This window comes from Microbacterium salitolerans, assembly GCF_019720895.1.
In the GTDB taxonomy this organism is placed as follows: domain Bacteria; phylum Actinomycetota; class Actinomycetes; order Actinomycetales; family Microbacteriaceae; genus Microbacterium.
This window is the reverse complement of the sequence record NZ_JAHKSH010000007.1, coordinates 1-23224: the sequence shown is the minus strand read 5'-3', so window position 1 is coordinate 23224 and position 23224 is coordinate 1. Positions and strand designations below refer to the sequence as shown.

Genomic DNA, 23224 nt, shown 5'->3' with positions numbered 1-23224 from the left:
GGATCACCGCCCACCCGCCGGTGCAGGCGGTTCGGGGTCGCGCTGCTGCTCGATCCAGATCCGCACGTCCGAAAGCGCGAACTTCAGATGCTTCCCGAAGCGATACGCCCGCGGACCGAGGCCACGGGTGCGCCAGTCGTAGACCGTGGAGACGGGCACGCCCAGATAGGCGGCGAGCTCGCCGACGTCGAGCAGCGGTTCGAGGCCCCAAGGGTTGCCGGTCGGGCGGTGTTCGGTGTCCATACCGAACAGGTGCGTTCTGCTCCCACCCACGAATCAGGAGCAACCGGCACGGTCGCTCCCCTGCCGGAGCACGACGGCCCGAGCGGGCCGGGAGGGCATCAAAGTGATGGGTTTTGGATGACCAGATCACATCCACCTACAGAAAAAGTCCCGGAAACCCTTGAGTTTCCGGGACCTCTCGGTCGGGCTGACAGGATTTGAACCTGCGACCCCCTGACCCCCAGTCAGGTGCGCTACCAAGCTGCGCCACAGCCCGCTATCAAGTTTTCGTCACCGCGTGGGCAACTCGAGAAGTCTACCCGACCCGCCGGGGCGCCGCGAATCCGGGCTTCCGCCGGGCGCGTCAGGCTCTGCGCAGCACGATGACGGGGATGACGCGGTCGGTCTTCTTCTCGTAGCTCGCGAAGCCTTCGCTCGCTTCCGTGAAGATCCGCCAGGCCTTGTCGCGCTGCTCGTCCTCGAGGATCTCGGCGCGCACGCGCACCGTGCCCGCGTCCGGATCCTCGATCGTCACGTCGGGATGCGCCGCGAGGTTGTGGAACCAGGCGGGGTTCGTCGGGGCGCCGCCGTACGACGCCGCGATCAGCCAGACGCCGTCGCCGGGCCGCAGCGCCATCACGGGTGTCACGCGCACCGTGCCCGACTTCGCGCCGGTGTGATGCAGCAGCACGAGGTCGCGCCCGAACCCCATCGTCTTCACGGTCCCGCCGTTCTCACGGAACTCATCGATGATCCGCTGATTCCAGCCCATGGCGCCATCGTGGCACCCGTCCCGGGCGAGCGACAGGGGTGGTGGCAGAACTCAGACGTTCCTACGCTGACGGCATGTCGACCATCACCACCTCCCCGGCGACAATCGCCGACTGGGACGACGTGCAGGAGATCTTCGCGGGCGGCGGCGACGGCCGCACCTGCCAGTGCATGTGGCCGATGATGCGCCAGAAGGACTTCTCCGCGGCGACGACGGAGGACCTCGAGCGCGACTTCCGCCACGAGATCCAGTCGGGGCCACCGCCGGGCCTCGTCGCGCGCATCGATGGCGCTCCGGCGGGCTGGGTGCGCATCGGGCCGCGGATCCACCAGAAGCGCCTCGCCCACACGCGCGGGCTCCCCGCGGCGAGCGCCCACGACCTCGACGACGCGGGCGTCTGGGCGCTCACGTGCTTCTCGATTCCGCGCACGCATCGCGGCCAGGGGATCATGGCGGCGCTGCTCGACGCGGCGATCGCCTCTGCACGCGACGCCGGCGCGCGCGTCATCGAGGCGTACCCGCGGGACCCGACGGCGAAGCGGACCGACGCGAACAGCCTGTTCGTCGGAACGCTCTCGACCTTCACCCGGGCGGGGTTCGAGGTCGTCGCGCCCCTCGGATCCGCACGTCACGTCGTGCAGCTCGTCCTCTGAGCGACAATGGACGGATGACCGAACCGTCCTCCGTGCGCATCGATGTGTGGCTGTGGGCCGTGCGCGTCTACAAGACCCGCTCGGCCGCGACCGCTGCGATCCGCGGCGGCCACGTGCGCGTGAACGGCGACAGTGTGAAGGCCGCTTACAGCGTGAAGGTCGGCGACGAGGTGCGCGTGCGGATCCACGGGTTCGACCGGATCCTCGGGGTGAAGAAGCTCCTCCGGAAGAGGGTCGGCGCCGCTCCCGCCGCCGAGGCCTTCGACGACCGCACGCCTCCCCCGCCGCCGCGCGAGTTCGTCGCCCCGATCGTCACGCGCGATCGCGGCGCGGGCCGTCCCACGAAGCGCGAACGCCGCGAGATCGACCGCCTCCACGGCCGCTCGAGCTGACGAATCTCCGCGTGCAATAGGTTGGAGATCGTGACGACCCCCATCCCTCCCCGGCGCGGACCGCGCAATCCGGGAGACGCGTGGGTCGAGGCGCCGAACGGCGCGAAGTACTGGGGCGTGTTCGGCGCGGCCGGACTGCTGGCGCTCGACGCGCGCCGCGGCGTCCTCCTGCAGCACCGTGTCGGCTGGAGCCACTTCGGTGGCACCTGGGCCCTGCCCGGCGGCGCACTCCACGCCGACGAGACCCCCATCACGGGCGCCATCCGCGAGGCGCAGGAGGAGGCGGGCGTTCCCGACGGATCCGTCGTGCCGCGCTTCACCCACCTCTTCGACGTCGACGTCTGGCGCTACACGACCGTGGTCGCCGACGTCGCGGATCCGTTCGAGCCCGTCATCAGCGACCCCGAGTCCCTCGAACTCGCGTGGGTTCCCGTCGACGAGGTCGACTCCCACGATCTGCACCCCGGCTTCGCGCTCGCCTGGCCCGAGATCCGCACCTCGCTCGCCGACCGCCCGGTGCTCCTCGTCGACGCGGCGAACGTCGTGGGCTCCGTGCCGGACGGCTGGTGGAAGGATCGCGCCGGGGCGACGGCGCGCCTGCGCGACCGCCTCACGACCCTCGCGGCCGACGGCCTCCCGGCGGCCGCACTCGACCGCCCGATGGAGCGCTGGTTCCCGCTCGTGACGATGGTCGTCGAGGGCCAGGCGCGCGATGTCCACGATGGCGACGGATCCGTGCGGATCTTCCGCGCCGAGGGATCCGGCGACGACGATCTCGTCGCCCGCGCCGACGCCATGGTCCGATCGGGCTTCCCGCCCCTCGCTGTGACGAGCGACCGCGCCCTGCGCGAACGTCTCGAGCAGGTCGGGGCTGTCGTGCGCCCCGCCGGGTGGCTTCTCGATCTCCTCGGCTGACCCTCCGCGGCCGGGATCCTGACGATCGGACGGAATCGGCGAAGGTCGCGATTCTCACGACGGATCAGATGCCCGACGTAGGGGCGCCCGTCGGCTCGACGTGCCAGGTGAACGAGCCCCGGTACTCGAGCACCGTGCCGACGATCGGGTTCCGTGCGTGCGCCCGCACCGTCTGGCGCCCGGTCGCGTCGTCGAAGCCGTCTTCGACCTCGACGCGCACTGCGAACGCGGCGGGCAGACGGATGCGCAGGCGCCCGAGGCGCACCCAGCAGCGATCCGATGCCAACCGCAGGTGTCCCTCCGCCGTGGCCGTGCAGCGCAGCCGGATCTCGACGCGACGCGCATCTCCGAGCAGATTCGTGAGCGTGCCGGGCTCGGAGCCGAGCCGCAGCACGTCGGCGAATGTCTGGGCACGGTCATCGAACCTCACCGTGCGCTCGGCGCAGAGCTCGATGCCCGCAGGACCGGCCCCGGGCCGGTTCACGACGTGGAACGGGACGTTCCGTCCGCGGCGTGTCAGGAGGAACCTCGGCCCGGCGAAGGGCCGCAGCAGCACCCCGATGCGGCCCTGCCGGCCGCCGACGACATCGAAGATCCCCTCGCCCACGACGTCGTCGCCACCGCTCGTCGCGGCGGCGTAGCGCGCCACCTCCGGACGGAGCCGTGCGGAGGCGTCCCCGAGCGCGGCGAGGAACACCGATGTCACTCCCGTCGCTCCTCGCGGGCGGGTTTGAGCGAGACGGGGACGTCTCCCTCCGTCGGGAACTCGCACGTGAACTCACCGCGATACCCGAACAGCAGCCCGGCCAGCCGGTTGCGCACCTCCAGGTCGATGACGTAGCACTCGCGAGCCTCGTCGTAGTGCTCGCTCAGGTACGCGCGCCCGCTGAGCAGCATCGGGAACCGGAACGCCACGGGGCCCTCATAGAAGCGCTGCTCCCCCGATACCAGGCGCAGTCCCCCGCCCTCGGTCACGGACAGGTCGAGGTCCACGGCGAGGTGCTGGTGCGTGCCGAGGTAGTCGACGACGCGGCCGCGGCCCGCGCTGTAGATCATGGTCGCGTCGAAGCGACGACGCCTCCCCCGTCGCACGTCCATCGTGCGCACGAACGTCACCGTCTCCCGCCCGAAGTCGTCGATGTACGCGTGATTGTCGATCCGGAACGGCACCCCCGTGCCCGACTCCGGGAACATGATGTTCCGCGACGCGCCGAACCGCAGGAACGGTCGAGCCCACCACGGGCCACGGCGGATCTCGCGCATCGTCCCGGTCCCGACGCAGGCGTATCCCGCGTCGACCCCCACTCCGAAGCGACGGCGCATCATCGGATGCAGGCGCGCGAAGTCCTCTCTCACACGCGCTCGATCGGGGCGCGGATGAACGCCTCCACGTACAGGGGACGGCGATCTCGGCTCACATCGCCACGCTACCGCGGCGCGCACACGCACCTCGGCAGGGAGCGCCCGCGTCTGACGGCTCCTCGCATTCGCCCCGGAGACGCACGAAGGGCCCGCCGGACGGATCCGACGAGCCCCGAGTACGCGCTACGGCCGCTTGCGCTTCTCGCGCACGCGCATGTTGATGACGATCGGCGTGCCCTCGAACTCGTAGAGCTCGCGCAGGCGACGCTGCACGTACCGGCGATAGCCGGGGTCGAGGAAGCCGGTCGTGAACAGCACGAATGTCGGCGGACGCGTCGACGCCTGCGTGCCGAAGAGGATCCGCGGCTGCTTCCCGCCGCGCAGCGGGTGCGGGTGCTCGGCCACAAGCTCCGAGAGGAACGCGTTGAACTTGCCCGTCGGGATGCGGCGGTCCCAGTTCTCGAGCGCCGTCTCGAGCGCCGGCACGAGCTTGTCGAGGCGGCGGCCCGTCTTGGCGGAGATGTTGACGCGCGGCGCCCAGGCGACGTGGGCGAGGTCCTTCTCGATCTCGCGCTCGAGGAAGCGGCGACGCTCCTTGTCCTCGAGCTCGGGGGCGTCCAGCATGTCCCACTTGTTGAACGCGAGGACGAGCGAGCGGCCCGACTCGAGCACGAGGTCGATGATGCGCACATCCTGCTCGCTGATCGGCTGCGTCACGTCGAGCACGACGACCGCGACCTCGGCCTTCTCGAGCGCCGTCGACGTGCGCAGGCTGGCGTAGAAGTCGGCGCCCTGCTGCATGTGCACGCGGCGGCGGATGCCCGCCGTGTCGACGAGGGTCCACTTCTTGCCGCCGAGCTCGACGATCTCGTCGACCGGGTCGCGCGTCGTGCCCGCGAGCTCGTTGACGACGACGCGCTCTTCGCCCGCCGCCTTGTTCAGGAGCGACGACTTGCCGACGTTCGGGCGGCCGAGGATCGCGACGCGGCGGGGGCCGCCGATCTCGTGCTTCGCGACGGCCGAGATCTTCGGCGTCTTCTCCATGACGGCGTCGAGCATGTCGGCGACGCCGCGCCCGTGGATCGCTGAGACGGGGTGGGGCTCGCCGAGTCCGAGGTTCCACAGCGCCGCGGCTTCGGCCTCGTGCGAGGCGTCGTCGACCTTGTTGGCGACGAGGAAGACCGGCTTGTCGGTCCCCCGGAGCAGACGCACGACGTGCTCATCGGTCGATGTCGCACCGACGCGCGAGTCGACGACGAAGAGGATGACGTCGGCGAGGTCGATCGCGACCTCGCTCTGCGCCGCCACCGACTTGTCGATGCCCTTCGCCCCGGGCTCCCATCCGCCCGTGTCGACGAGCGAGAAGCGGCGATCGAGCCACTCGGCCTTGTAGGTGACGCGGTCGCGCGTGACGCCCGGGGTGTCCTCGACGACCGCCTCGCGGCGTCCGAGGATCCGGTTCACGAGCGCGGACTTGCCAACGTTCGGACGACCGACGATCGCGACGACGGGCAGCGCGGGCATGTACTCGATGCCCTGCTCATCGACCGTGATGCCCGCGAGCAGCTCGGCGTCCTCCTCGTCGAGCTCGTAGTCGGTCAGGCTGCGGCGCAGCGTCTCGGCGCGTGCCTCGATGAGATCGTCGTCGAGGTCGTCGAGACGCTCGGCGAGACCGTCGTCCTCGCGCGGGACGAACTCGTCGTCAGTGTGTTCAGCGGCCATCCTGGCCTCCCAGCTTTCGGTCGATCACCGTGAGCACGGCGTCGATGGACTGTTCGAAATCTCTGTCTGTCGTGTCGACGACGTCGACACCCGGATCCGCCTCCGCGAGATCCAGCACGTGACTGTCGGACGCGTCGCGGCGGAGGATCGCGGCCTGGACCTCCGCGACGTCCTGGCCGCTCTCGAGCCCGCGCCGCTGAGCACGGACCTCAGGTGACGCGGTCATGAGGATCCGCACGGGGGCGTCGGGCGCCACGACCGACGTGATGTCGCGCCCTTCGATGACGACGCCCGCCAGGCCCGACTCCCCCGCCAGGCGGCGGAAGATCGCGTTGAGGTACGCCCGCACCTCGGCGACGCGCGTGAAGCCGGCGATCGAGCCGGTCACCTCCGGCGTGCGGATCGCGACCGTCACGTCAGCCTCGCCGACGGCGACGCTGCGGTCGTCGGGAGCGAGCCCGAGGCGCAGGTCGAAGGACTCCAACGCATCGAGCACGGCGTCGGCGTCGGTCGTTTCGGCGCCGCGTGCGAGCACGTGCCACGCGAGCGCCCGATATCCGGCCCCGGTGTCGAGGTAGCCGAAGCCGCGGCGACGAGCGACCTCCTTCGAGACGCTCGACTTTCCGGACCCGGCCGGGCCGTCGATCGCGATGATCGGTGTCGTCTCAGTCACTGGTCCCCGCAATCCGCCAGCCGCGCGTGGTCATTCCGTCGACGGCGCGCGGCAGCGTCGCCGGGTCCACCGAGATCTCGGCGAGTCCGAGCTGCGCGCCGGGCGAGTGCTCGAGACGGAAGTCCTCGACGTTGACGGCGAGCTCGCCGAGGTCGCCGAAGAGGCGCCCGAGCTGCCCGGCGCTGTCGTCGACCATGACGATGAACGATTCGAAGCTGCGGCGCTGGCCGTGCTTGCCCGGCAGGCGCTCGACGCCGACGTTCCCCGCGCGGATCGCGTCGGCCGTCGTGCGGCGCGCGCCCGGCTCGTCGGGCTCCCGCAGCGCGTCCGCGACGAGCGCGAGGTCACCTGCGAGCAGGTCGAGCTGCTCGACGACGGGCTGCGCGTTGGCCGCGAGGATCTGCACCCAGAGCTCGGGTGCCGAGTGCGCGATCCGCGTCGTGTCGCGCACGCCCTGGCCCGCGAGGCCGAGGGCGTGCTCCGGAGCCTCCGCGAAGCGCGCGGCGAGCAGCGATGCGACGACCTGCGGTACGTGCGAGACGAGCGCGACCGAGCGGTCGTGCTCGTCCGGCGTCATCTCGATCGGAACCGCACCGAGATCGAGCGCGAGGTCCTCGATGAGCGCGAGCGCGGCCGTCGGCGTCTCGCCGTCGCGGCAGATCACCCAGGGGCGCCCCGTGAAGATGTCGGCCCGCGCCGAGATCGCGCCGCCGCGCTCACGTCCGGCCATGGGGTGCGAACCGACGTAGTGCGACAGGTCGATGCCGCGCTCGCGAAGCAGGCGCAGCGGCTCGAGCTTCACCGATGCGACATCGGTGACGACGGCGTCGGGGTAGCGCGTGAGCTCGGCCGCGATCGTCTCCGCGACGACGTCGGGGGGCGTGCACACCACGACCAGGTCGGGTGCGTCGTCGGCGGCCGCTGTGCGCCCCGCGCCGTAGTCGACCGCGAGTCGCAGCTGCGCCGGCGACGTGTCGAACAGCGCCACGTCGACGCCGTTCTGCATGAGGGCGTGGCCGATGCTGGATCCGAGCAGGCCGGCGCCGACGATGCGGACCGTACCGCTCACACGAGCGCGACGCCCGGGCACGACGATCTCGTGCGCGGCGGGCACACGGGTGTCATCGGTCACGGGTTCTCCTTCGCGGGCGGATCCTGCGCCGCCTGACGAGAAAGGGTCAGGAGGGCGCTGCGCTCCACTTTATCGAGTTCGCGGGTGCGCCCGACGGGAAGCGTGCCCAGATGCAGCGGGCCGAACTGGCGCCGCACGAGCTCGATCACGGGGTGCCCGACCTCGGCCATCATGCGGCGCACGATGCGATTGCGACCCGAGTGGAGCGTGAGCTCGACGAGACTGGATCCGCGCGAGGCATCGAGCAGCCGCGCCTTGTCGGCCTGGATCGGACCGTCCTCGAGCTCGACGCCGCGCGTGAGCGTCGTGAGCGTCTTGGGGAGGACCTGCCCCTCCACCTTCGCGATATAGACCTTCGTCACGCCGTACCGGGGGTGCGCAAGGACGTTCGCGAGCTCGCCGTCGTTCGTGAGCACGAGGAGACCGGACGTGTCGGCATCGAGGCGGCCGACGTTGTAGAGGCGCTCGTCGAAGTCGCGCGTGAACTCGCGCAGATCGGGACGTCCGCGATCGTCTCTCATCGAGCTGACGACGCCGGTGGGCTTGTTGAGCACGACATAGCGCTTCGTCGTGTCGAGCTGCACCGCCTGTCCGTCGACGTCGACGAGGTCGATCTCGGGGTCGATGCGGCTGCCGAGCTCGGAGACGACGGATCCGTTCACCCGCACGCGTCCCGCGGCGATCAGCTGCTCGGAGACTCGGCGCGAGGCGACGCCCGCGTTCGCGAGCACCTTCTGCAGGCGCACACCCTCGGACGCGGAGGAATCAGGGGTCTCAGGCATCCCTCCATCATGGCGGATCCTCCTGAGTAGCGCCCCCTCGCGAACGGCCTCGATCGCGCCGCGAGACGAGGCTGCGCGCGAGCGATCGCGGCGCACGCAGACAGAACTCGTCAGGCGAGCTGCTCGAGGTCGTCGAACCCGTCGGCGCCGTCGTCGAGCAGCGGCGAGATCGGCGGCAGCTCCGCCGTCGAGTTGATGCCGAGCTTCTGCAGCAGCAGGTCGGTGGTGCCGTAGTGCATGGCGCCCGTCTCGGGATCCGCGTGCATCTCCGTGATGAGGCCGCGTCCGAGGAGCGTGCGCACGACGGAGTCGACGTTGACGGCGCGGATCTGCGCGACCTGCGACCGCGTGACGGGCTGCTTGTAGGCGATCACCGCGAGGGTCTCGAGCGCCGCCTGCGACAGGCGCGCGGGCGCCTGACTGCCGATGAAGTCGGTGACGACCGCGTCCAGCTGCTCGCGCACGTACACGCGCCACCCGCCGCCGACCTCGCGCAGCTCGAACCCGCGCTGCGGCCCGTCCGCCTCCCCGTCGTAGTCGGCCCTGAGCAGCGCGAGCGCCGCGCGGACGGCCGGGATCGGAGCACCGACGGCCGTCGCCAGGTTCACGACGCTCATGGGCTCATCGGCGATGATCAGCAGCGCCTCGAGCCGCTGACGGAGGTGGAGGTCATCACGTGTCATAGTCGGCTCCCAGCGTCGCGAGGTTCTCATCGCTCCAGGTCTCTGCGACCCATCTGACGGTCAGCTCCCCCAGCGGCTCGAGCTGCTCGAACGACACGGCGGCGTGTCGGTAGAGCTCGAGGATCGAGATGAAGCGGGCGACGACGACGCCCGGCCCGTCGGCCCCCGCCACGAGCTCTCGGAAGGACATCGAGGTGCGCGTGCGCAGCGACGACACGACGATCGCCGCCTGCTCGCGGATCGACACCTGCGGCGCATGCAGATGATCGAGGCCGACGGTCGGGATCTCCTTCGGCGCGAAGGCGAGGGTCGCGAGCGCCGCGAAATCGTCGAGGGACGTGGTCCACTGCAGTTCGGGCGTGCGCGCGCGGTACTTCTCCTCGAGCGGCACGTCGCGCGTGACACGGGCGTCCTCGCGCGCGATGTTCGCGGCGAACCATGTCGAGACCTCCTTGAACGCGCGGTACTGCAGGAGGCGCGCGAAGAGGAGATCCCGCGCCTCGAGCAGCGCGACGGCCTCGGCGTCGACGAGCTCGCCCTGCGGCAGGAGACCCGCGACCTTCATATCGAGCAGGGTCGCGGCGATGACGAGGAACTCGCTCGCCTGGTCGAGGTTCTCCTCGGGACCGAGCTCCGCGAGATACGCGATGAATTCGTCGGTGACCGCCGACAGCGCGACCTCGGTGATGTCGAGCTCGCGCTTCGTGATCAGACTCAGCAGCAGGTCGAACGGGCCGTCGAAGTTCGCAAGCGAGACGCGGAATCCGCTCTCGTCCTGCGGATCCGCGGCATCCGACGGCGAGACAGGCTCCGCGGGCGCCTGTTCCTCGACCGTCATGGCGTCAGGCGACGGCGCCGCGATGCACGAGCTCGCGCGCCAGGCGCAGATACGCCTGCGCGGCGGGATGCTCCGGCGCGTAGTCGATGATCGGCACTCCGGAGACCGACGCGTCGGGGAACTTCACGGTGCGGCCGATGACCGTCTCGAACACGCTGTCGCCGAACGTCTCGACGATGCGCTCAAGGACCTCACGCGAGTGGAGCGTGCGCGGGTCGTACATCGTCGCCAGCAGACCGTCGAGCTCGAGCGTCGGATTGAGGCGATCCTGCACCTTCTCGATCGTCTCGACGAGCAGCGCGACGCCGCGCAGCGCGAAGAACTCGCATTCGAGCGGGATCAGCACGCCGTGCGCCGCCGTGAGCGCGTTGACCGTCAGCAGGCCGAGCGACGGCTGGCAGTCGATGAGGATGACGTCGTATTCCTTCGCCACGCCACGCAGGACGCGGGCGAGGATCATCTCGCGCGCGACCTCGTTGACGAGGTGCACCTCGGCAGCCGACAGGTCGATGTTGGCGGGGAGCACGTCGAGACCGTCGACGGCCGTCGACACGATCGCATCGTGCGCATCGCGCTTCGTGTCGAGCATGAGGTCGTAGATCGTCGTGACGTCGTGCGTCTGGATCCCGAGGCCCGCCGACAGCGCGCCCTGCGGGTCGAAGTCGACCGCGAGCACCTTGCGCCCGTACTCCGCGAGAGAGGCGGCGAGATTGATGCTCGTCGTCGTCTTGCCGACGCCGCCCTTCTGGTTGCAGAGCGCGATGATGCGCGCCGGCCCGTGCCGGTCGAGCTTCGCCGGGGTCGGGAAGCCGTTGTACGGGCGTCCCGTGGCGCCGAGAATGACGTCGTCGCTCTTCTTCGGCTTGTTCTGGGTCTTCGCCACCGATGATCCTCCTGACGGATAGGCGACCAGAGGGCCGTCCGTCCGTCCGTGCCTCGTTGTCAGCGGTCAGCCGCTGACCTGCTCCGTCGAGTGTATCCGCATCGTTACCTGGCGCCCCCGAGGATCGCCGGGATCCGCTGCACCCGGGCGCGCCGGATCCGTCAGCTCTTGCGGTTGTAGAGGTACATCGAGATGGGACCGAAGACCGCGACCAGGACAGCGCAGTACACGAGCACGAGGCCGACGGACGCCGCGTCGTACGTACCGTTCATGAGATCGCGGATCGTGCTGACGATGACGCTGACCGGATTCACGTCGACGAAGGCCTGCAGCCACTCGGGCATCGTGCGCGGATCGACGAAGATGTTCGACACGAACGTCAGCGGCATGAGGATGAACATCGACACGCCCATCGCCGCCTGCTCCGTGCGGGTGAGCAGCGCGACCATCGTCCACACCCACGACAGGCAGAAGCTGAAGACCAGCAGGAGCACGAACGAGGCGATCACGCCCGTCGCTCCCCCGGCCGGGCGGAATCCCATGAGGAATCCGACGAGGAGGATGATCACGCCCGCGATCGTGTAGCGCACCTGGTCGCCGAGGAGCGCGCCGACGAGCTGCGAGGGGCGCCAGACGGGCAGCGAGCGGAAGCGATCGAAGACGCCCTTCGAGATGTCGCGGTTCAGCGTGAGACCCGTGTACATCGTGATCATGACGAGCGTCTGCACGAAGACGCCGGGGATGAGCCACTGGATGTAGTCGCCGATCCCTCCGGCGAGCGCCCCGCCGAAGATCGTCGAGAACATCACGGTCATCATCACGGGGAAGATCGTCACGTCGAACAGCTGCTCGGGGATGTGCTTGATCTTGAGCAGGGCGCGCCAGCCGTATGTGATCGACGAGCTCAGGGCGTTCGCGGGCCGGGGCCGCTCGCTCTCGGGCAGCAGGACGGTGCGGACCCGGGCAGTGTCCTCCTGCGTGTCGATGCTCATCGCGCCGCCTCCTCCTGCTGCGTCTCCTCCGCGATGTCCGTCTCCTCCTCGGCGGGCTTGCCGGTCAGAGCGAGGAACACCTCGTCGAGGCTCGGCTGGCCGAGCGCGAACGACTCGATGTCGAGGCCGGCCTCCTCCAGCGCCGCCAGCGCGGCGGCCGGGCTCTGCCCATCGGCGATCGTCGTCGTGAGGGCGGCGGGATCCGACTCGCGCACGACCTCGACGCCGAGCGCCCGGTCGAGGATCTCCTCGGCGCGCGGACGGTCGGCCGGATCGATGACGCGCACGGTGAGCGCGCCCGCCCCCACCTGGGACTTCAGCTGACCGGGCGTCCCCTCGGCGATGACGCGGCCGTGGTCGATCACGGCGAGCCGGCCGGCGAGCTGATCGGCCTCCTCCAGATACTGCGTGGTGAGGAGGATCGTCGTGCCCCCGTCGACGAGCGTCCGGATGATGTCCCACACCTGGTTGCGGCTGCGCGGGTCGATACCCGTCGTCGGCTCGTCGAGGAACATGATCTGCGGCGTGACGATGAGCGATCCGGCGATGTCGAGCCGGCGTCGCATGCCGCCCGAGTACTTCTTCACCTGCCGGGCGGCCGCGTCCGTCAGACCGAAGGCGTCGAGCAGATCCATGCCGCGCTTCCGGGCGGCCGTCGAGGAGAAGCCGTAGAGGCGTCCGAGGAGGACGAGGTTCTCGATGCCCGTGAGGTCCTCATCGAGCGACGCGAACTGCCCCGTGAGCGCCACGAGCTCGCGGATCCGCTTCGGCTCCGCGACCACATCGTGGCCGAGCACGCGGGCCTCGCCGGCATCCGGTCGCAGCAGCGTCGCGAACATGCGCAGCGCCGTCGTCTTCCCGGCGCCGTTCGGGCCCAGAACGCCGTAGATGCCGCCGCGGGCGATCGACAGATCGATGCCGTCGACGGCCGTCGTCTTGCCGAAGCGCTTGACGAGACCGCGCGCTTCGACGGCGAGCTCCTCGCTCATCCGACCTCCCCGAGACGTCCGCGATCGGGCGACAGCGTAGTGGCGCCGCGTCCGACTCGGAAGGGGACCCGACGGATCCGCGTCAGACGGCGCGCGGGTGCGCCGACTGATACATATCGCGCAGCACGTCGGCGGTGACGTGCGTGTAGATCTGCGTCGTCGCGACGGACGAGTGCCCGAGCAGCTCCTGCACGACGCGGACATCGGCGCCGCCCTGGAGGAGGTGCGTCGCGAACGAGTGCCGCAGCGTGTGCGGCGACACATGCGCCGTGAGATGCGCGTGCTCCGCCGCCTTCTGGATCACGAGCCAGGCGCTCTGACGCGACAGCGGCGCTCCGCGGGCGCCCAGGAACAGCCGCGACGTCGCCCGGCCCTTCGCGGCGAGCGCGGGCCGCACGCGGGTGAGATAGGCGTCGATCGCGTCGCGGGCGAAGGAGCCGACCGGAACGATCCGCTCCTTGTCGCCCTTGCCGCGCAGGCGCAGCACCTCCCCCGACTGCATGTCGTCGACGTCGAGAGAGATCGCCTCCGACACGCGCGCCCCCGTCGCGTACAGGAGCTCAAGGAGGGCGCGATCGCGGATCCCGAGCGGCTCCTCGGAGCTCGGCGCCTGCAGGAGCGCCTCGACCTGGTCGATCGTGAGGGCCTTCGGGAGCTTCTGCGGCTGCTTCGGCGGCGCGAGCCCCACGGTCGGGTCGGCCTCGACGATGCCCTCCCGCGCGAGGAAGCGGTGGAGGCCGCGCACGGATGACTGCAGCCGCGCCAGCGACGACGCCGCAGGAGGGGGATCCGCGGTCGCGCGATCGGCGGCGAACTCCTCGACGTGCGCGCGCGTCACGCGATCCGGCGACTCGACGCCGCGCTCCGCCAGCCACTCGAGGTAGCCGCCCAGGTCGCGTCGATACGCCGCCACCGTGTGGTCGCTCAGCCCGCGCTCGATCGCGATGTGGCGCAGATAGGCGTCGACGGCGCGGTCGAGCTGCACGGTGCGCCTCAGGCCGAGCGCCGCCGCGCGGCGAGCAGGATCCCGATCACCAGGGCCGCATTGCGCATGCGCCCCTCTTCGACCGCGGCCACGGCCTGATCGATCGGCACCCACTCCGTGCGGATGTCCGCCTCCTCGTCGCCGCGCGCGAACGTCTCACCGGTCGGACGCACGCCCGTCGCGAGGAAGATGCGGATGTGCTCCGAGGATCCGCCCGGCGTGAGGGCGAAGGATCCCAGATCCTCCCACTCGTCCGCGAGGAGATCGGCCTCCTCCGCGAGCTCGCGCGCCGCGGCATCGCGCGGGTCCTCCCCTTCGACGTCGAGGAGACCCGCCGGGATCTCCCAGTCGCGTGCGCGGATCGGGTGGCGGTACTGCTGGATCAGCAGCACGCGCTCCGCATCGTCGATCGCGACGACCGCGACAGCGCCCGTGTGATCGACGTAGTGCCGCACCAGCTCGTCGTCGCCGTAGCGGAATCGGTCCTGCCGGACGTCCCACACGACGCCGTCGAAGACGACGTCGGACCGCGTGACGTCGACCTCGAGCGGCTCATCGCGCAGGACGTCTGTCACTCCTCGACCTCGAACAGCTCGCTCGAGCTGTGGCGCTCGAGGGCCGCGCCGACGAGGCCGCGGAAGAGCGGGTGCGCCTCGGTCGGACGCGAGCGCAGCTCAGGGTGCGCCTGCGTCGCGATGTAGTACGGGTGCACGTCGCGCGGCAGCTCGACGAACTCGACGAGGTCGAGCTCGGGGTTGAGACCGGAGAACGTCAGGCCCGCCTCGCCGATCTGGTCGCGGTAGCGGTTGTTCACCTCGTAGCGGTGACGGTGACGCTCGGAGACCTGCGTGGATCCGTACACCTCTGCGGCGATGGACCCCTCCGCGAGCTTCGCGGGGTAGAGCCCGAGACGCATCGTGCCGCCCAGATCGCCGCCCTCGAGGATCTCGACCTGCTCGGCCATCGTCGCGATGACCGGCGCCGCCGTCTCGGGGTCGAACTCGCTCGACGACGCGCCCTCGATGCCGGCGACGTTCTGCGCGTACTCGATGACCATGCACTGCAGACCGAGGCAGAGGCCGAGCGTCGGAATGCCCTGCTCGCGGGCGAACCGGAGCGCGCCGAGCTTGCCCTCGATGCCGCGGATGCCGAACCCGCCGGGCACGCAGATGCCGTCGAGCTCGCCCAGGTTCTCGGCGGCGCCAGCCGGCGTCTCGCACAGATCGGACGCGATCCAGCGGATGTTGACCTTCGTGTCCTGCGCGAAGCCGCCCGCCTTGAGCGCCTCTGTCACCGACAGGTACGCGTCGGGCAGGTCGATGTACTTGCCGACGAGGCCGATCGTGACCTCGTGCTTGGGGTGATGCACGGCGTCGAGCACCTTCTGCCAGCGCGACCAGTCGACGTCGCCGGCCGTGGAGAGACCGAAGCGATTCACGATGAACGCGTCGAGGCCCTGGCCGTTGAGCGTCGACGGGATGTCGTAGATGCTCGGCAGGTCGACCGTGTTGACGACGCCTTCACGCGGCACATCGCACATCAGCGCGATCTTGTCCATGTTGCCGTCCGTGACGGGACGGTCGCTGCGCAGCACGAGCGCGTCGGGCTGGATGCCGACCTGGCGCAGGGCCGCCACGGAGTGCTGCGTCGGCTTCGTCTTCTGCTCGCCCGACGCGCCCATGAACGGCACGAGCGACACATGCACGAAGAACACGTTGTCGCGGCCGAGCTCATGGCGGATCTGGCGGGCCGACTCGAGGAACGGCTGCGACTCGATGTCGCCGACGGTGCCGCCGACCTCCGTGATGATCACGTCGGGCTTCGGGTCGTCCTGGGCCTGCAGGCGCATGCGGCGCTTGATCTCGTCGGAGATGTGCGGGATCACCTGCACCGTGTCGCCGAGGTACTCGCCGCGGCGCTCGCGCGCGATCACCTGCGAGTACACCTGGCCGGTGGTCACGTTCGCCGCCTGCGACAGGTTGATGTCGAGGAAGCGCTCGTAGTGGCCGATGTCGAGGTCGGTCTCCGCGCCGTCGTCGGTCACGAAGACCTCCCCGTGCTGGAACGGATTCATCGTCCCCGGGTCGACGTTGAGGTAGGGATCGAGCTTCTGCATGACCACGTGCAGACCGCGCGCCGTGAGGAGGTTGCCCAGGCTGGCTGCCGTGAGTCCCTTGCCCAATGAGGAAACGACACCGCCCGTCACGAAGATGTGCTTGGTGGTGTCGTTTGTCGCCGCGTCAGAAGTCTGCATCACGGGCTTCAATCCTAACGCTCTGCGAAGATCCTCGGGTGGGCGCGCCGCGCATGCGCGCTGGGAATGGACTGAGCACGAGCATACTCACGCCGCGACGCCGAGCGCGAGGAGCTCGCGCGCGTGCTCGATCGCCGCATCGCTGTCGGCCATCCCCGACAGCAGGCGAGCCATCTCGGCTTCCCGCTCGGCGCCGTCCAGACGCGTCACGCTCGACGCCGTGATGGATCCGTCGCTCGACTTCACGACGTTCAGATGGTTGTTCGCGAACGCCGCGACCTGACCCAGGTGCGTGACGGCGATGACCTGTGCCGTCTCCGCCAGCTTGGCGAGGCGACGGCCCACCTCGATCGCGGCCGCGCCGCCGATGCCGGCGTCGACCTCGTCGAAGATGAACGTGGGGACGGGGTCGGTCGCCGCGACGACCACCTCGATCGCCAGCATCACACGGCTGAGCTCTCCCCCGGAGGCGCCCTTCGCGACGGGACGCGGCTCCGCGCCGGGATGCGGTGCGAGCAGGAACGCGATCTCGTCGTGCCCGTGCGTCTGCTCCGCCCCCGGCGAGACGTCGACGACGAGACGGGCGTCGGGCATCGCGAGCGCGTGCAGCTCGTCCGTGACGGCGGCACCCAGTCGCTCGGCCGCCGCGCGACGCGCCTCCGTGAGCCGCTCCGCCGCGACGTCGAGCGCGCCGCGTGCGCCCTCGCGGAGCTGTCCGAGGCGCTCGACCCGGTCTCCGTCGTCGTCGAGCTCGGCGAGGCGCGCGGATCCGGACTCGAGCAGCTCGATCGCCGCGTCGAGGGATCCGTGCGCCCGCACGAGGCCGCCGAGGGCCGCGCGGCGCTCCTCGACCGCCGCGAGCTCCTGCGGGCCGTGCTCGTCGAGATCGGCGAGGTAGCTGGACAGCTCGACCGCGAGATCGCTCACGCGGTAGGTGAGATCGGCGAGCTGTGTGCCGATCGCGTCGAGCGCGGTGTCGCTCACGCGATCGAGCGCCCGCTTCGCCTCGCCGATGATCGTGGCAGCATCGGGCGCGCCCTCCTCGCTCGACAGGCCCTCGCGGGCGAGGAGCGCGGCCTCTCGCAGCTGCTCCGCATTCGCCAGCCGCTCGGCGCGCTGAGCGATCTGCTCGTCCTCGCCCTGCTCGGGCGCGATGGCCTCGACCTCGCCGAGCGCGACGCGCAGGCGATCGGCCTCGGCCGCGCGGATGTCGCGCTCGCCGATCAGCTGCGTCAGCTCGCGGTCGATCGCGCTCCACGCGTCGTACGCCTCGCGGTAGGCCGTCAGCGCCTCCTGGAGGTCGTCGCCGCCGAAGCGGTCGAGCGCGTCACGCTGCGCCACCTGGGATCTCAGGCGCAGCTGATCGGTCTGGCCGTGCACGGCGACGAGCTTGTCGGCGAGGTCGACGAGCACTCCCGCGGGCGCCGCCCGACCGCCGACGCTCGCGCGACTGCGCCCCTCCGCCTGGATCGTGCGCGAGAGATAGAGCTCGCAGCGTCCGGACCCGATCGGCTCGAGGTCGCCGCCCGCGTCGCGCACGCGCTCGGCGACGCCACCGGCGTTCGGGACGTTCCAGATCCCCTCGACGACCGACTGCCGGGCTCCGGAGCGGACCGTGCCGCTGTCGGCGCGCTGTCCCATCAGCAGGCCGAGGCCCGTGACGACCATCGTCTTCCCCGCACCGGTCTCTCCCGTGATGGCGGTGAAACCCGGTCCGATCGGCAGCGTCGCGTCAGCGATCACACCGAGGTCGTGCAGCTTGATCTCCTCGATCACGAGGCCGGTCCTCCCCTTCTGTCGCGGCGTGACGTCGCCGGCGGGATGACGCTCACCGCCTCGGTCATCATCGTGCCGGTCGGACCGCGCCAGCCGTGCACGGGAAGCTGGAACTTGCGCACCAGCCGGTCGGTGAACGCCGCCGGGTGCAGTCGCGCGAGGCGGACGGGGTCCTCCGAGCGCTTCACGGAGACACGCGCACCGACCGGCAGGAGGTGCGAGCGGCGACCGTCGCACCACAGCACCCCGGATCCGAGACCGCCGTCGCGCACCTCGACCGCGACCGCGTGGTCGGGGCCGATCACGAGCGGTCGCGCGAACAGCGCGTGCGCGGACAGCGGCACGACCGCGATCGCCTGAACGGTGGGCCAGATGACGGGCCCGCCCGCCGAGAAGTTGTACGCCGTGGATCCGGTCGGCGTCGAGACGACGCACCCGTCGGCACCGAACGTCGAAAGCGGACGCCCATCGATCTCGATGACGATCTCGATCATGCGCTCACGAGAGTCCTTCTCGATCGACGCCTCGTTGAGCGCCCACGTCTCGTAGACGAGCTCGCCCGTGCGATCGCGCACCTTCACCGCGAGCGCGAGACGCTCCTCGACGACGAAGTCGCCCGCGAGGATGCGGTGGACGGCATCGTCCATGTCGTCGCGCTCGATCTCGGCGAGGAAGCCGACATGCCCCATGTTGATGCCGAGGATCGGCGTCGTGCCGCCGCGCACGAGCTCGGCCGCTCGCAGGATCGTGCCGTCGCCGCCGAGCACGATGGCGACGTCGATCGTGTCGAGTGCGACATCGATGCCAAGCGCATCCACCTCGAGGAAGCTCGGGACGAGCTCGCCGAGCTCGGCCCGGTCGTCTGGTGGGAACACGGGCGTCGCGCCCTGCTCGCGGATGATGGAGACGATGCGCGTCGCCGCTTCGACCGTGTCCTCTCGATGCGCGTGAGCCACGATCAGGATGTTGCGCGCGTTCATCGTCCCCCTCTCGGACCGGGTGCGGGTGGAGCCTGCGCGAAGCCGACGACCTCGTCTTCCCATTCTGTCGGATCGGATCCGCGGCCGCGCCCGATATGAACAACCGCCTCGGCGTTGCCGTGCGTTCCCGTGATCGGGCTCGGGATGACTCCGAGCGTCCCGCACCCGAGGTCCGCCGCCTGCGCGAGGACGTTGCGGACCGCCTGGGCGCGCAGCGCCGGGTCCTCGACGATCCCACCGCGGACGTTCGTGCGGCCCACCTCGAACTGCGGTTTGACGAGCAGCACCAGGTCGGCGTCGGGAGACGCGACCTCGACGGCGGCGGGCAGGACGTGACGGAGCGAGATGAACGAAAGATCTCCCGTCACGATGCGGGGCGGGTCCGCGATCCCGCTGGCTTCCGCCAGGGCGGCCGGCGTCATGAAACGGACGTTGAACCCCTCGACGACGCGCACGCCGGGATCCGCGGCGATGTCCGGCGCGATCTGGTCATGTCCGACATCGACCGCGAGCACCGGATCCGCCCCTCGCTCGCGCAGCACCTGTGTGAATCCGCCCGTGGAGGCGCCCATATCGAGCGCCGTGCGGCCGGTGACGTCGATGTCGAACACGTCGAGCGCGGCGATGAGCTTGTGCGCGGCCCGACTGACGTACTGGTCGGCGTCGACATCGAGCCGCTGGTCGACCGCGACCTTCGTAGAGCTCTTCCGCTCGATCACGCCGTCGATCGTCACACGGCCGTCCGCGACGAGACGTGCCGCGTGCGTGCGGGAACGCGCGAGACCGCGAGCCGCGAGCTCGGCGTCGAGCCGCGCGCTCACGCCTCGGGAGCCTGCTCGAGGCGGGCCGACAGATCGTCGTGGAGCGCGCGGTACGCCTCCGCGCGCTCGGAGAGCGGCTGGTCCTCGATGATCGGGAGGCGGCTCACCAGCTCGCTCTCGGCGTTGTCGTCGGTCATGGCCTCCAGGCTACGCCGTCGCGCCTCACTGACGATGGAAGGTGTCGCGATACAGCCGCTCGGGCACGTCGAAGCCGAAGATCTGACGGCCCGTCGCCCAGATCGCGTGCGCGCCGGCGCGCAGCAGATCGATGTCCTTCGACCCCTCGGCCAGGATCTCGACTCGCGGCCCGTCGATGCGCACCTTCGCGTCGCCGACCGTCGTTACGTCGCTCCGCTGCCTGACCGTGGGGTACGGATCGAACAGGTCGCGCAGGTCGCCGAGGATGTAGGTGGGCTGCTGGTGCGGCAGCGCCGCGAGGACGTGCTTGGGTCGATCGATCCCGGTCAGGACGATCGCCGAGTCCATCTCGGCAGCGCACGCGCCCTGGATGTCCGTATCGAGCCGGTCACCGAGCATGAGCGGCTTCGACGCGTCGAATCGCGAGACCGCCGCATGGAAGATCGGCGCCTGCGGCTTGCCGGCGACGGTCGCGAGCCTGCCGACCGCCGTGTGCACGGCTGACACGAGCGTGCCGTTTCCGGGCGCGACGCCACGGTCACGCGGGATCGTCCAGTCGGTGTTCGTCGCGATCCAGGGGATCCCGCCCTCGTCCTCGGGGGTCGCCAGTGCGAACGCCGCCTCCGCGAGGTCGGTCCACGCGACATCGGGGTTGAAGCCCTGTACGACGGCGGCCGGTTCGTCCTGCGAGCTGCGCGTGACGACGTAGCCCGCCTTCTCGAGCTCGACGACGAGACCCTCCCCGCCGACGACGAGGATCGTCGATCCCGTCGGCACCTTCTCGCCGAGCAGGCGCACCGCGGCCTGAGGGCTCGTCACGATGTCGTCGGCACCCGCGTGCAGGCCCAGATCGGTCAGGTGCGCCGCCACCGACACGTCGGTGCGAGACGCATTGTTGGTGATGTAGCCGAGACGCCGCCCCTCGGCCTCTGCCCTGTTCAGCCCGTCGATCGCATGCGGGATCGCTCCCGGACCTGCGTAGACGATGCCGTCGAGATCGGCGAAGACCACGTCCACGCCATCGAGGGGCGTGGGGCCGGCCTTCTTAGAAAAGAGCGCCATCGGGTCGGTCTTCCTCCGTGTCGTCGTTCCGCTTCTCCTCGCCCTGCGGGTCGCTCTCCGCAGAATCCGAGGCCTCCTCGGCGTCGTCCGTGATCCCGGCATCGGCGAGGAGCTCGGACACCTCGTCCTCGATTGAGACCTCCTCGACAGCAACCGTCTCCTCGACAGCAACCGTCTCCTCGACAGCGGTCGCGGCGTCCGAGTTCGACGATGCGTCGGACTCGGACTCGGACTCGGACTCGGACTCGGACTCGGACTCGGACTCGGACTCGGACTCGGACTCGGACTCGGACTCGGACTCGGACTCGGACTCGGACTCAACGTCGTCGACGTCCGTGGAAGCCGTAGCCGACTCGCCGTGCAGATCCGCATCCAGCACAGCGAGATCCTCCGACATCTCGAACTCGATCTCCTCGATCTCGATCGTGTCGTCTTCTGCGAGCTTGGAGGCGATCGCATCGGCGGCGATCTCGGCGCGGCGTGCCCATTCCGCGGCCTCTTCCGCGCGGCCGAGATCCTCGAGCACGGCCGCGCGCGCGGCGAACAGCCCCGCGCTCCACTCGAATGCGCGATTGGGATCGTCTTCCGCGATGTCGAGTTCGTGCAGTGCGAGTTCGGTCTGACCGAGGTCGAGCCGGGCACCGGACATCGCGATCGCGAGCTCGACGCGCTGCTGCACGGGAAGCGCGTCGCGATCCGCGGCGCGTCCCTCTTCCAGGGCTTTCTCGGGACGGCCCACGCCGCGCTCGCTGTCGACCAGCATCGCCACGTGCTCGTTGCGACCGGTGATGCGGCGCACCGTGCGCAGCTCCCGCAGCGCGAGCGCGAAGTCGCCTGTCGCATACGCGGTGACGGCGAGCGTCTCGCGAGCGACGGCGACGCGACCGGCATGACGCATCGCGGCCTGCGCGTATTCGTGCGCGAGCTGCGGGTCCTCGTCGATCGTGCGGGCGGCCATCGCCATGTGACGCGCGACGCGCTCCGCATTCTCCTTGCTCAGCGTCTTGAGCTCGTTGCGTGCCGAGGGCGCGAGGTCCTTCGGCGTGATGTCGTCCGGAAGCTCGGGATCGCGGACGCGATCCTCCTGGGGCGGACGCGAATCCCGGTCGAACCGACGATCGCCATCACGCTCGTCACGACGATCAAACCGACGGTCACCACCACGCTCGTCACGACGATCAAACCGACGGTCACCACCGTCGGAGGGGCGACGGTCGTCGCGACGAGGGCCTCCACGCCGTTCGCCGTCGCGGGATGAAGATCCGCGACCCGCGTCCTTCTCCCACGGACGGCTCCCACCGTACGAGTATCCGCGGCCGCGCTCGCCACCATCACGCCGGCGATCCTCGTTCCACGGCGGGCGGGGTCGATCGCCGTCGCGCCACGAACGCGAGCTCTCGCCACGGCCAGCCGCGCGGTTACCGTCACCACGCGGGCGTCCGCGGTCCTTGTCGCCGGAGAACCGACGATCACGATCATCGCGACCTGCGCTCGGGCGACCGGCGTCGCGTCCACCGCCGGAACGCTCGTCGCGACCGTAGCGGGGACGATCGGAGCTCGAGCCGCGACGATCACGGTTATCACGCCCATACCGCGGACGATCCCCACCAGAACGCTGGTCACGTCCGTAGCCATCCCGGCTCGAACGATCGTCCCTTCGCGCGCCACCGTCACGGTCTCCGCGCGCCGCACCGGAGCGGTCATCACGCCCGTAACGCGGACGATCGCCACCAGAACGGTCATCACGCCCGTAGCCATTCCGACCCGAGCGGTCATCCCTCCGCGCGCCACCGGACCGGTCGTCACGTCCATAGCGGGGGCGGTCGCCGCCTGTGCCCCGACGATCCCGGTCATCACGCCCAGAACGCGGTCGGTCGCCTTCGCGACGCGCACCGTCGTCCCTCCGCGCGCCGCCGGAGCGATCATCGCGCTCCGAACGACGGCCACCGTCATCGCGACGCTGCCGGCGATCGCCGTCGCGTCGCTCGCCGTTGTCGTGTCTATCGTCGGTGGCCATGTCCACTCCCCTATTGCGCGGGCGCTGCGCCGAGCCGGCACGCCCCGATGTCCATCTCCCGAGCATAAGTCGGGTCCGTAAACGACGAAAGGGCCACCCCACACTGGGTGACCCTTTCATCTCTAAGTGAAGTCCGGCAGTGACCTACTCTCCCACACCGTCCCCGGTGCAGTACCATCGG

26 protein-coding genes and 1 tRNA gene are annotated in these 23224 nt (G+C 70.2%); 3 read left to right on the top strand and 24 right to left on the bottom strand.

The features are described 5' to 3' along the window. Positions 1 to 3 precede the first annotated feature (3 nt). From KOL93_RS15365 to KOL93_RS15355, 3 genes are all read right to left on the bottom strand, one after another. On the bottom strand, positions 4 to 243 hold the full coding sequence (locus KOL93_RS15365) for a helix-turn-helix domain-containing protein (protein ID WP_221586296.1): 240 nt from the start codon (positions 241 to 243) through the stop codon (positions 4 to 6). 182 nt (positions 244 to 425) lie between these two features. After that, a tRNA-Pro gene (locus KOL93_RS15360) sits at positions 426 to 499 on the bottom strand. Between the two features lie 87 nt (positions 500 to 586). Then, on the bottom strand, positions 587 to 994 hold the full coding sequence (locus tag KOL93_RS15355) for a nitroreductase/quinone reductase family protein (protein ID WP_221586295.1): 408 nt from the start codon (positions 992 to 994) through the stop codon (positions 587 to 589). 74 nt (positions 995 to 1068) lie between these two features. Between KOL93_RS15355 and KOL93_RS15350 the strand changes: the two genes are divergently transcribed. Genes KOL93_RS15350 through KOL93_RS15340 form a run of 3 tightly spaced genes read left to right on the top strand, consistent with a single transcriptional unit; the run spans position 1069 to position 2954 of the window. Continuing rightward, the gene (locus KOL93_RS15350; protein ID WP_221586294.1) at positions 1069 to 1647 is read left to right on the top strand and encodes a GNAT family N-acetyltransferase; all 579 of its coding nucleotides are present in this window, start codon (positions 1069 to 1071) and stop codon (positions 1645 to 1647) included. Positions 1648 to 1661: 14 nt separating this feature from the next. Continuing rightward, complete coding sequence (locus tag KOL93_RS15345) at positions 1662 to 2039, top strand: RNA-binding S4 domain-containing protein (RefSeq protein ID WP_221586293.1); 378 nt, start codon at positions 1662 to 1664, stop codon at positions 2037 to 2039. 30 nt (positions 2040 to 2069) lie between these two features. Continuing rightward, positions 2070 to 2954, top strand: coding sequence for an NUDIX hydrolase (locus KOL93_RS15340; RefSeq protein ID WP_308291660.1), 885 nt, complete (start codon positions 2070 to 2072; stop codon positions 2952 to 2954). A 64-nt stretch (positions 2955 to 3018) separates the two neighbouring features. Here the strand turns inward: KOL93_RS15340 and KOL93_RS15335 are convergent, their stop codons facing one another. From KOL93_RS15335 to KOL93_RS15235, 21 genes are all read right to left on the bottom strand, one after another. Beyond that, complete coding sequence (locus tag KOL93_RS15335) at positions 3019 to 3660, bottom strand: DUF4166 domain-containing protein (RefSeq protein WP_221586291.1); 642 nt, start codon at positions 3658 to 3660, stop codon at positions 3019 to 3021. Then, entirely contained in the window at positions 3657 to 4310 is a 654-nt protein-coding gene (locus KOL93_RS15330) for a DUF4166 domain-containing protein (protein WP_308291659.1), read from the bottom strand. Before KOL93_RS15330 ends, KOL93_RS15335 begins: the two co-directional genes overlap by 4 nt. Before the next feature lie 189 nt (positions 4311 to 4499). Further along, positions 4500 to 6038: a ribosome biogenesis GTPase Der gene (gene der / locus KOL93_RS15325; protein WP_221586290.1), complete on the bottom strand. Its 1539-nt coding sequence runs from the start codon at positions 6036 to 6038 to the stop codon at positions 4500 to 4502. After that, positions 6028 to 6711, bottom strand: a complete 684-nt coding sequence (gene cmk / locus KOL93_RS15320; protein ID WP_221586289.1) for a (d)CMP kinase — start codon at positions 6709 to 6711, stop codon at positions 6028 to 6030. The genes der and cmk overlap by 11 nt, the downstream gene beginning before the upstream one ends. Beyond that, complete coding sequence (locus KOL93_RS15315) at positions 6704 to 7843, bottom strand: prephenate dehydrogenase (protein ID WP_308291658.1); 1140 nt, start codon at positions 7841 to 7843, stop codon at positions 6704 to 6706. The genes cmk and KOL93_RS15315 overlap by 8 nt, the downstream gene beginning before the upstream one ends. Beyond that, positions 7840 to 8625 (bottom strand): pseudouridine synthase, encoded by a 786-nt coding sequence (locus tag KOL93_RS15310; RefSeq protein WP_221586288.1) that lies wholly within the window; start codon positions 8623 to 8625, stop codon positions 7840 to 7842. The genes KOL93_RS15315 and KOL93_RS15310 overlap by 4 nt, the downstream gene beginning before the upstream one ends. A 110-nt stretch (positions 8626 to 8735) precedes the next feature. Continuing rightward, complete coding sequence (gene scpB, locus KOL93_RS15305; protein ID WP_221586287.1) at positions 8736 to 9308, bottom strand: SMC-Scp complex subunit ScpB; 573 nt, start codon at positions 9306 to 9308, stop codon at positions 8736 to 8738. Further along, positions 9298 to 10146, bottom strand: a complete 849-nt coding sequence (locus tag KOL93_RS15300; protein WP_221586286.1) for a segregation and condensation protein A — start codon at positions 10144 to 10146, stop codon at positions 9298 to 9300. Before KOL93_RS15300 ends, scpB begins: the two co-directional genes overlap by 11 nt. Positions 10147 to 10150: 4 nt before the next feature. After that, entirely contained in the window at positions 10151 to 11029 is an 879-nt protein-coding gene (locus KOL93_RS15295) for a ParA family protein (RefSeq protein WP_221586285.1), read from the bottom strand. Between the two features lie 161 nt (positions 11030 to 11190). Further along, a complete protein-coding gene (locus KOL93_RS15290) occupies positions 11191 to 12021 on the bottom strand; it encodes an ABC transporter permease (protein WP_221586284.1) in 831 nt (276 codons plus the stop codon). Further along, on the bottom strand, positions 12018 to 13010 hold the full coding sequence (locus KOL93_RS15285; protein ID WP_221586283.1) for an ATP-binding cassette domain-containing protein: 993 nt from the start codon (positions 13008 to 13010) through the stop codon (positions 12018 to 12020). The genes KOL93_RS15290 and KOL93_RS15285 overlap by 4 nt, the downstream gene beginning before the upstream one ends. Positions 13011 to 13092: 82 nt before the next feature. Beyond that, positions 13093 to 13995, bottom strand: coding sequence for a site-specific tyrosine recombinase XerD (xerD, locus tag KOL93_RS15280; RefSeq protein ID WP_221586282.1), 903 nt, complete (start codon positions 13993 to 13995; stop codon positions 13093 to 13095). Positions 13996 to 14003: 8 nt separating this feature from the next. Further along, complete coding sequence (locus KOL93_RS15275; RefSeq protein ID WP_221586281.1) at positions 14004 to 14570, bottom strand: NUDIX domain-containing protein; 567 nt, start codon at positions 14568 to 14570, stop codon at positions 14004 to 14006. Continuing rightward, positions 14567 to 16249, bottom strand: coding sequence for a CTP synthase (locus KOL93_RS15270; protein WP_221586280.1), 1683 nt, complete (start codon positions 16247 to 16249; stop codon positions 14567 to 14569). The genes KOL93_RS15275 and KOL93_RS15270 overlap by 4 nt, the downstream gene beginning before the upstream one ends. An 87-nt stretch (positions 16250 to 16336) precedes the next feature. Next, positions 16337 to 18025: a DNA repair protein RecN gene (recN, locus tag KOL93_RS15265; protein ID WP_221586279.1), complete on the bottom strand. Its 1689-nt coding sequence runs from the start codon at positions 18023 to 18025 to the stop codon at positions 16337 to 16339. After that, positions 18022 to 19005 (bottom strand): NAD kinase, encoded by a 984-nt coding sequence (locus KOL93_RS15260; protein ID WP_221586278.1) that lies wholly within the window; start codon positions 19003 to 19005, stop codon positions 18022 to 18024. The genes recN and KOL93_RS15260 overlap by 4 nt, the downstream gene beginning before the upstream one ends. Beyond that, the gene (locus KOL93_RS15255; protein WP_221586277.1) at positions 19002 to 19826 is read right to left on the bottom strand and encodes a TlyA family RNA methyltransferase; all 825 of its coding nucleotides are present in this window, start codon (positions 19824 to 19826) and stop codon (positions 19002 to 19004) included. The genes KOL93_RS15260 and KOL93_RS15255 overlap by 4 nt, the downstream gene beginning before the upstream one ends. Continuing rightward, the gene (locus KOL93_RS15250) at positions 19823 to 19963 is read right to left on the bottom strand and encodes a hypothetical protein (protein ID WP_221586276.1); all 141 of its coding nucleotides are present in this window, start codon (positions 19961 to 19963) and stop codon (positions 19823 to 19825) included. The genes KOL93_RS15255 and KOL93_RS15250 overlap by 4 nt, the downstream gene beginning before the upstream one ends. Positions 19964 to 19988: 25 nt before the next feature. Continuing rightward, positions 19989 to 21026, bottom strand: coding sequence for an HAD-IIA family hydrolase (locus tag KOL93_RS15245; RefSeq protein WP_221586275.1), 1038 nt, complete (start codon positions 21024 to 21026; stop codon positions 19989 to 19991). Beyond that, a complete protein-coding gene (locus tag KOL93_RS15240) occupies positions 21010 to 21990 on the bottom strand; it encodes a tetratricopeptide repeat protein (RefSeq protein ID WP_260406652.1) in 981 nt (326 codons plus the stop codon). Before KOL93_RS15240 ends, KOL93_RS15245 begins: the two co-directional genes overlap by 17 nt. Positions 21991 to 22022: 32 nt before the next feature. Continuing rightward, entirely contained in the window at positions 22023 to 22979 is a 957-nt protein-coding gene (locus KOL93_RS15235; RefSeq protein ID WP_221586323.1) for a hypothetical protein, read from the bottom strand. Positions 22980 to 23224: the final 245 nt, after the last annotated feature.

Excerpts from the sequence above, each read along its gene's own strand:
- KOL93_RS15285 (WP_221586283.1), bottom strand. The coding sequence starts at position 13,010 with ATGAGCGAGGAGCTCGCCGTCGAAGCGCGCGGTCTCGTCAAGCGCTTC.
- KOL93_RS15310 (WP_221586288.1), bottom strand. The coding sequence starts at position 8,625 with ATGCCTGAGACCCCTGATTCCTCCGCGTCCGAGGGTGTGCGCCTGCAG.
- KOL93_RS15270 (WP_221586280.1), bottom strand. The coding sequence starts at position 16,249 with ATGCAGACTTCTGACGCGGCGACAAACGACACCACCAAGCACATCTTC.
- KOL93_RS15365 (WP_221586296.1), bottom strand. The coding sequence starts at position 243 with ATGGACACCGAACACCGCCCGACCGGCAACCCTTGGGGCCTCGAACCG.
- KOL93_RS15290 (WP_221586284.1), bottom strand. The coding sequence starts at position 12,021 with ATGAGCATCGACACGCAGGAGGACACTGCCCGGGTCCGCACCGTCCTG.
- der (WP_221586290.1), bottom strand. The coding sequence starts at position 6,038 with ATGGCCGCTGAACACACTGACGACGAGTTCGTCCCGCGCGAGGACGAC.
- KOL93_RS15355 (WP_221586295.1), bottom strand. The coding sequence starts at position 994 with ATGGGCTGGAATCAGCGGATCATCGATGAGTTCCGTGAGAACGGCGGG.
- scpB (WP_221586287.1), bottom strand. The coding sequence starts at position 9,308 with ATGACACGTGATGACCTCCACCTCCGTCAGCGGCTCGAGGCGCTGCTG.
- KOL93_RS15300 (WP_221586286.1), bottom strand. The coding sequence starts at position 10,146 with ATGACGGTCGAGGAACAGGCGCCCGCGGAGCCTGTCTCGCCGTCGGAT.
- KOL93_RS15240 (WP_260406652.1), bottom strand. The coding sequence starts at position 21,990 with ATGGCGATGGCCGCCCGCACGATCGACGAGGACCCGCAGCTCGCGCAC.
- KOL93_RS15260 (WP_221586278.1), bottom strand. The coding sequence starts at position 19,005 with ATGAACGCGCGCAACATCCTGATCGTGGCTCACGCGCATCGAGAGGAC.
- KOL93_RS15250 (WP_221586276.1), bottom strand. The coding sequence starts at position 19,963 with ATGACCGACGACAACGCCGAGAGCGAGCTGGTGAGCCGCCTCCCGATC.
- KOL93_RS15245 (WP_221586275.1), bottom strand. The coding sequence starts at position 21,026 with ATGGCGCTCTTTTCTAAGAAGGCCGGCCCCACGCCCCTCGATGGCGTG.
- KOL93_RS15235 (WP_221586323.1), bottom strand. The coding sequence starts at position 22,979 with ATGACGGTGGCCGTCGTTCGGAGCGCGATGATCGCTCCGGCGGCGCGC.
- KOL93_RS15345 (WP_221586293.1), top strand. The coding sequence starts at position 1,662 with ATGACCGAACCGTCCTCCGTGCGCATCGATGTGTGGCTGTGGGCCGTG.
- KOL93_RS15350 (WP_221586294.1), top strand. The coding sequence starts at position 1,069 with ATGTCGACCATCACCACCTCCCCGGCGACAATCGCCGACTGGGACGAC.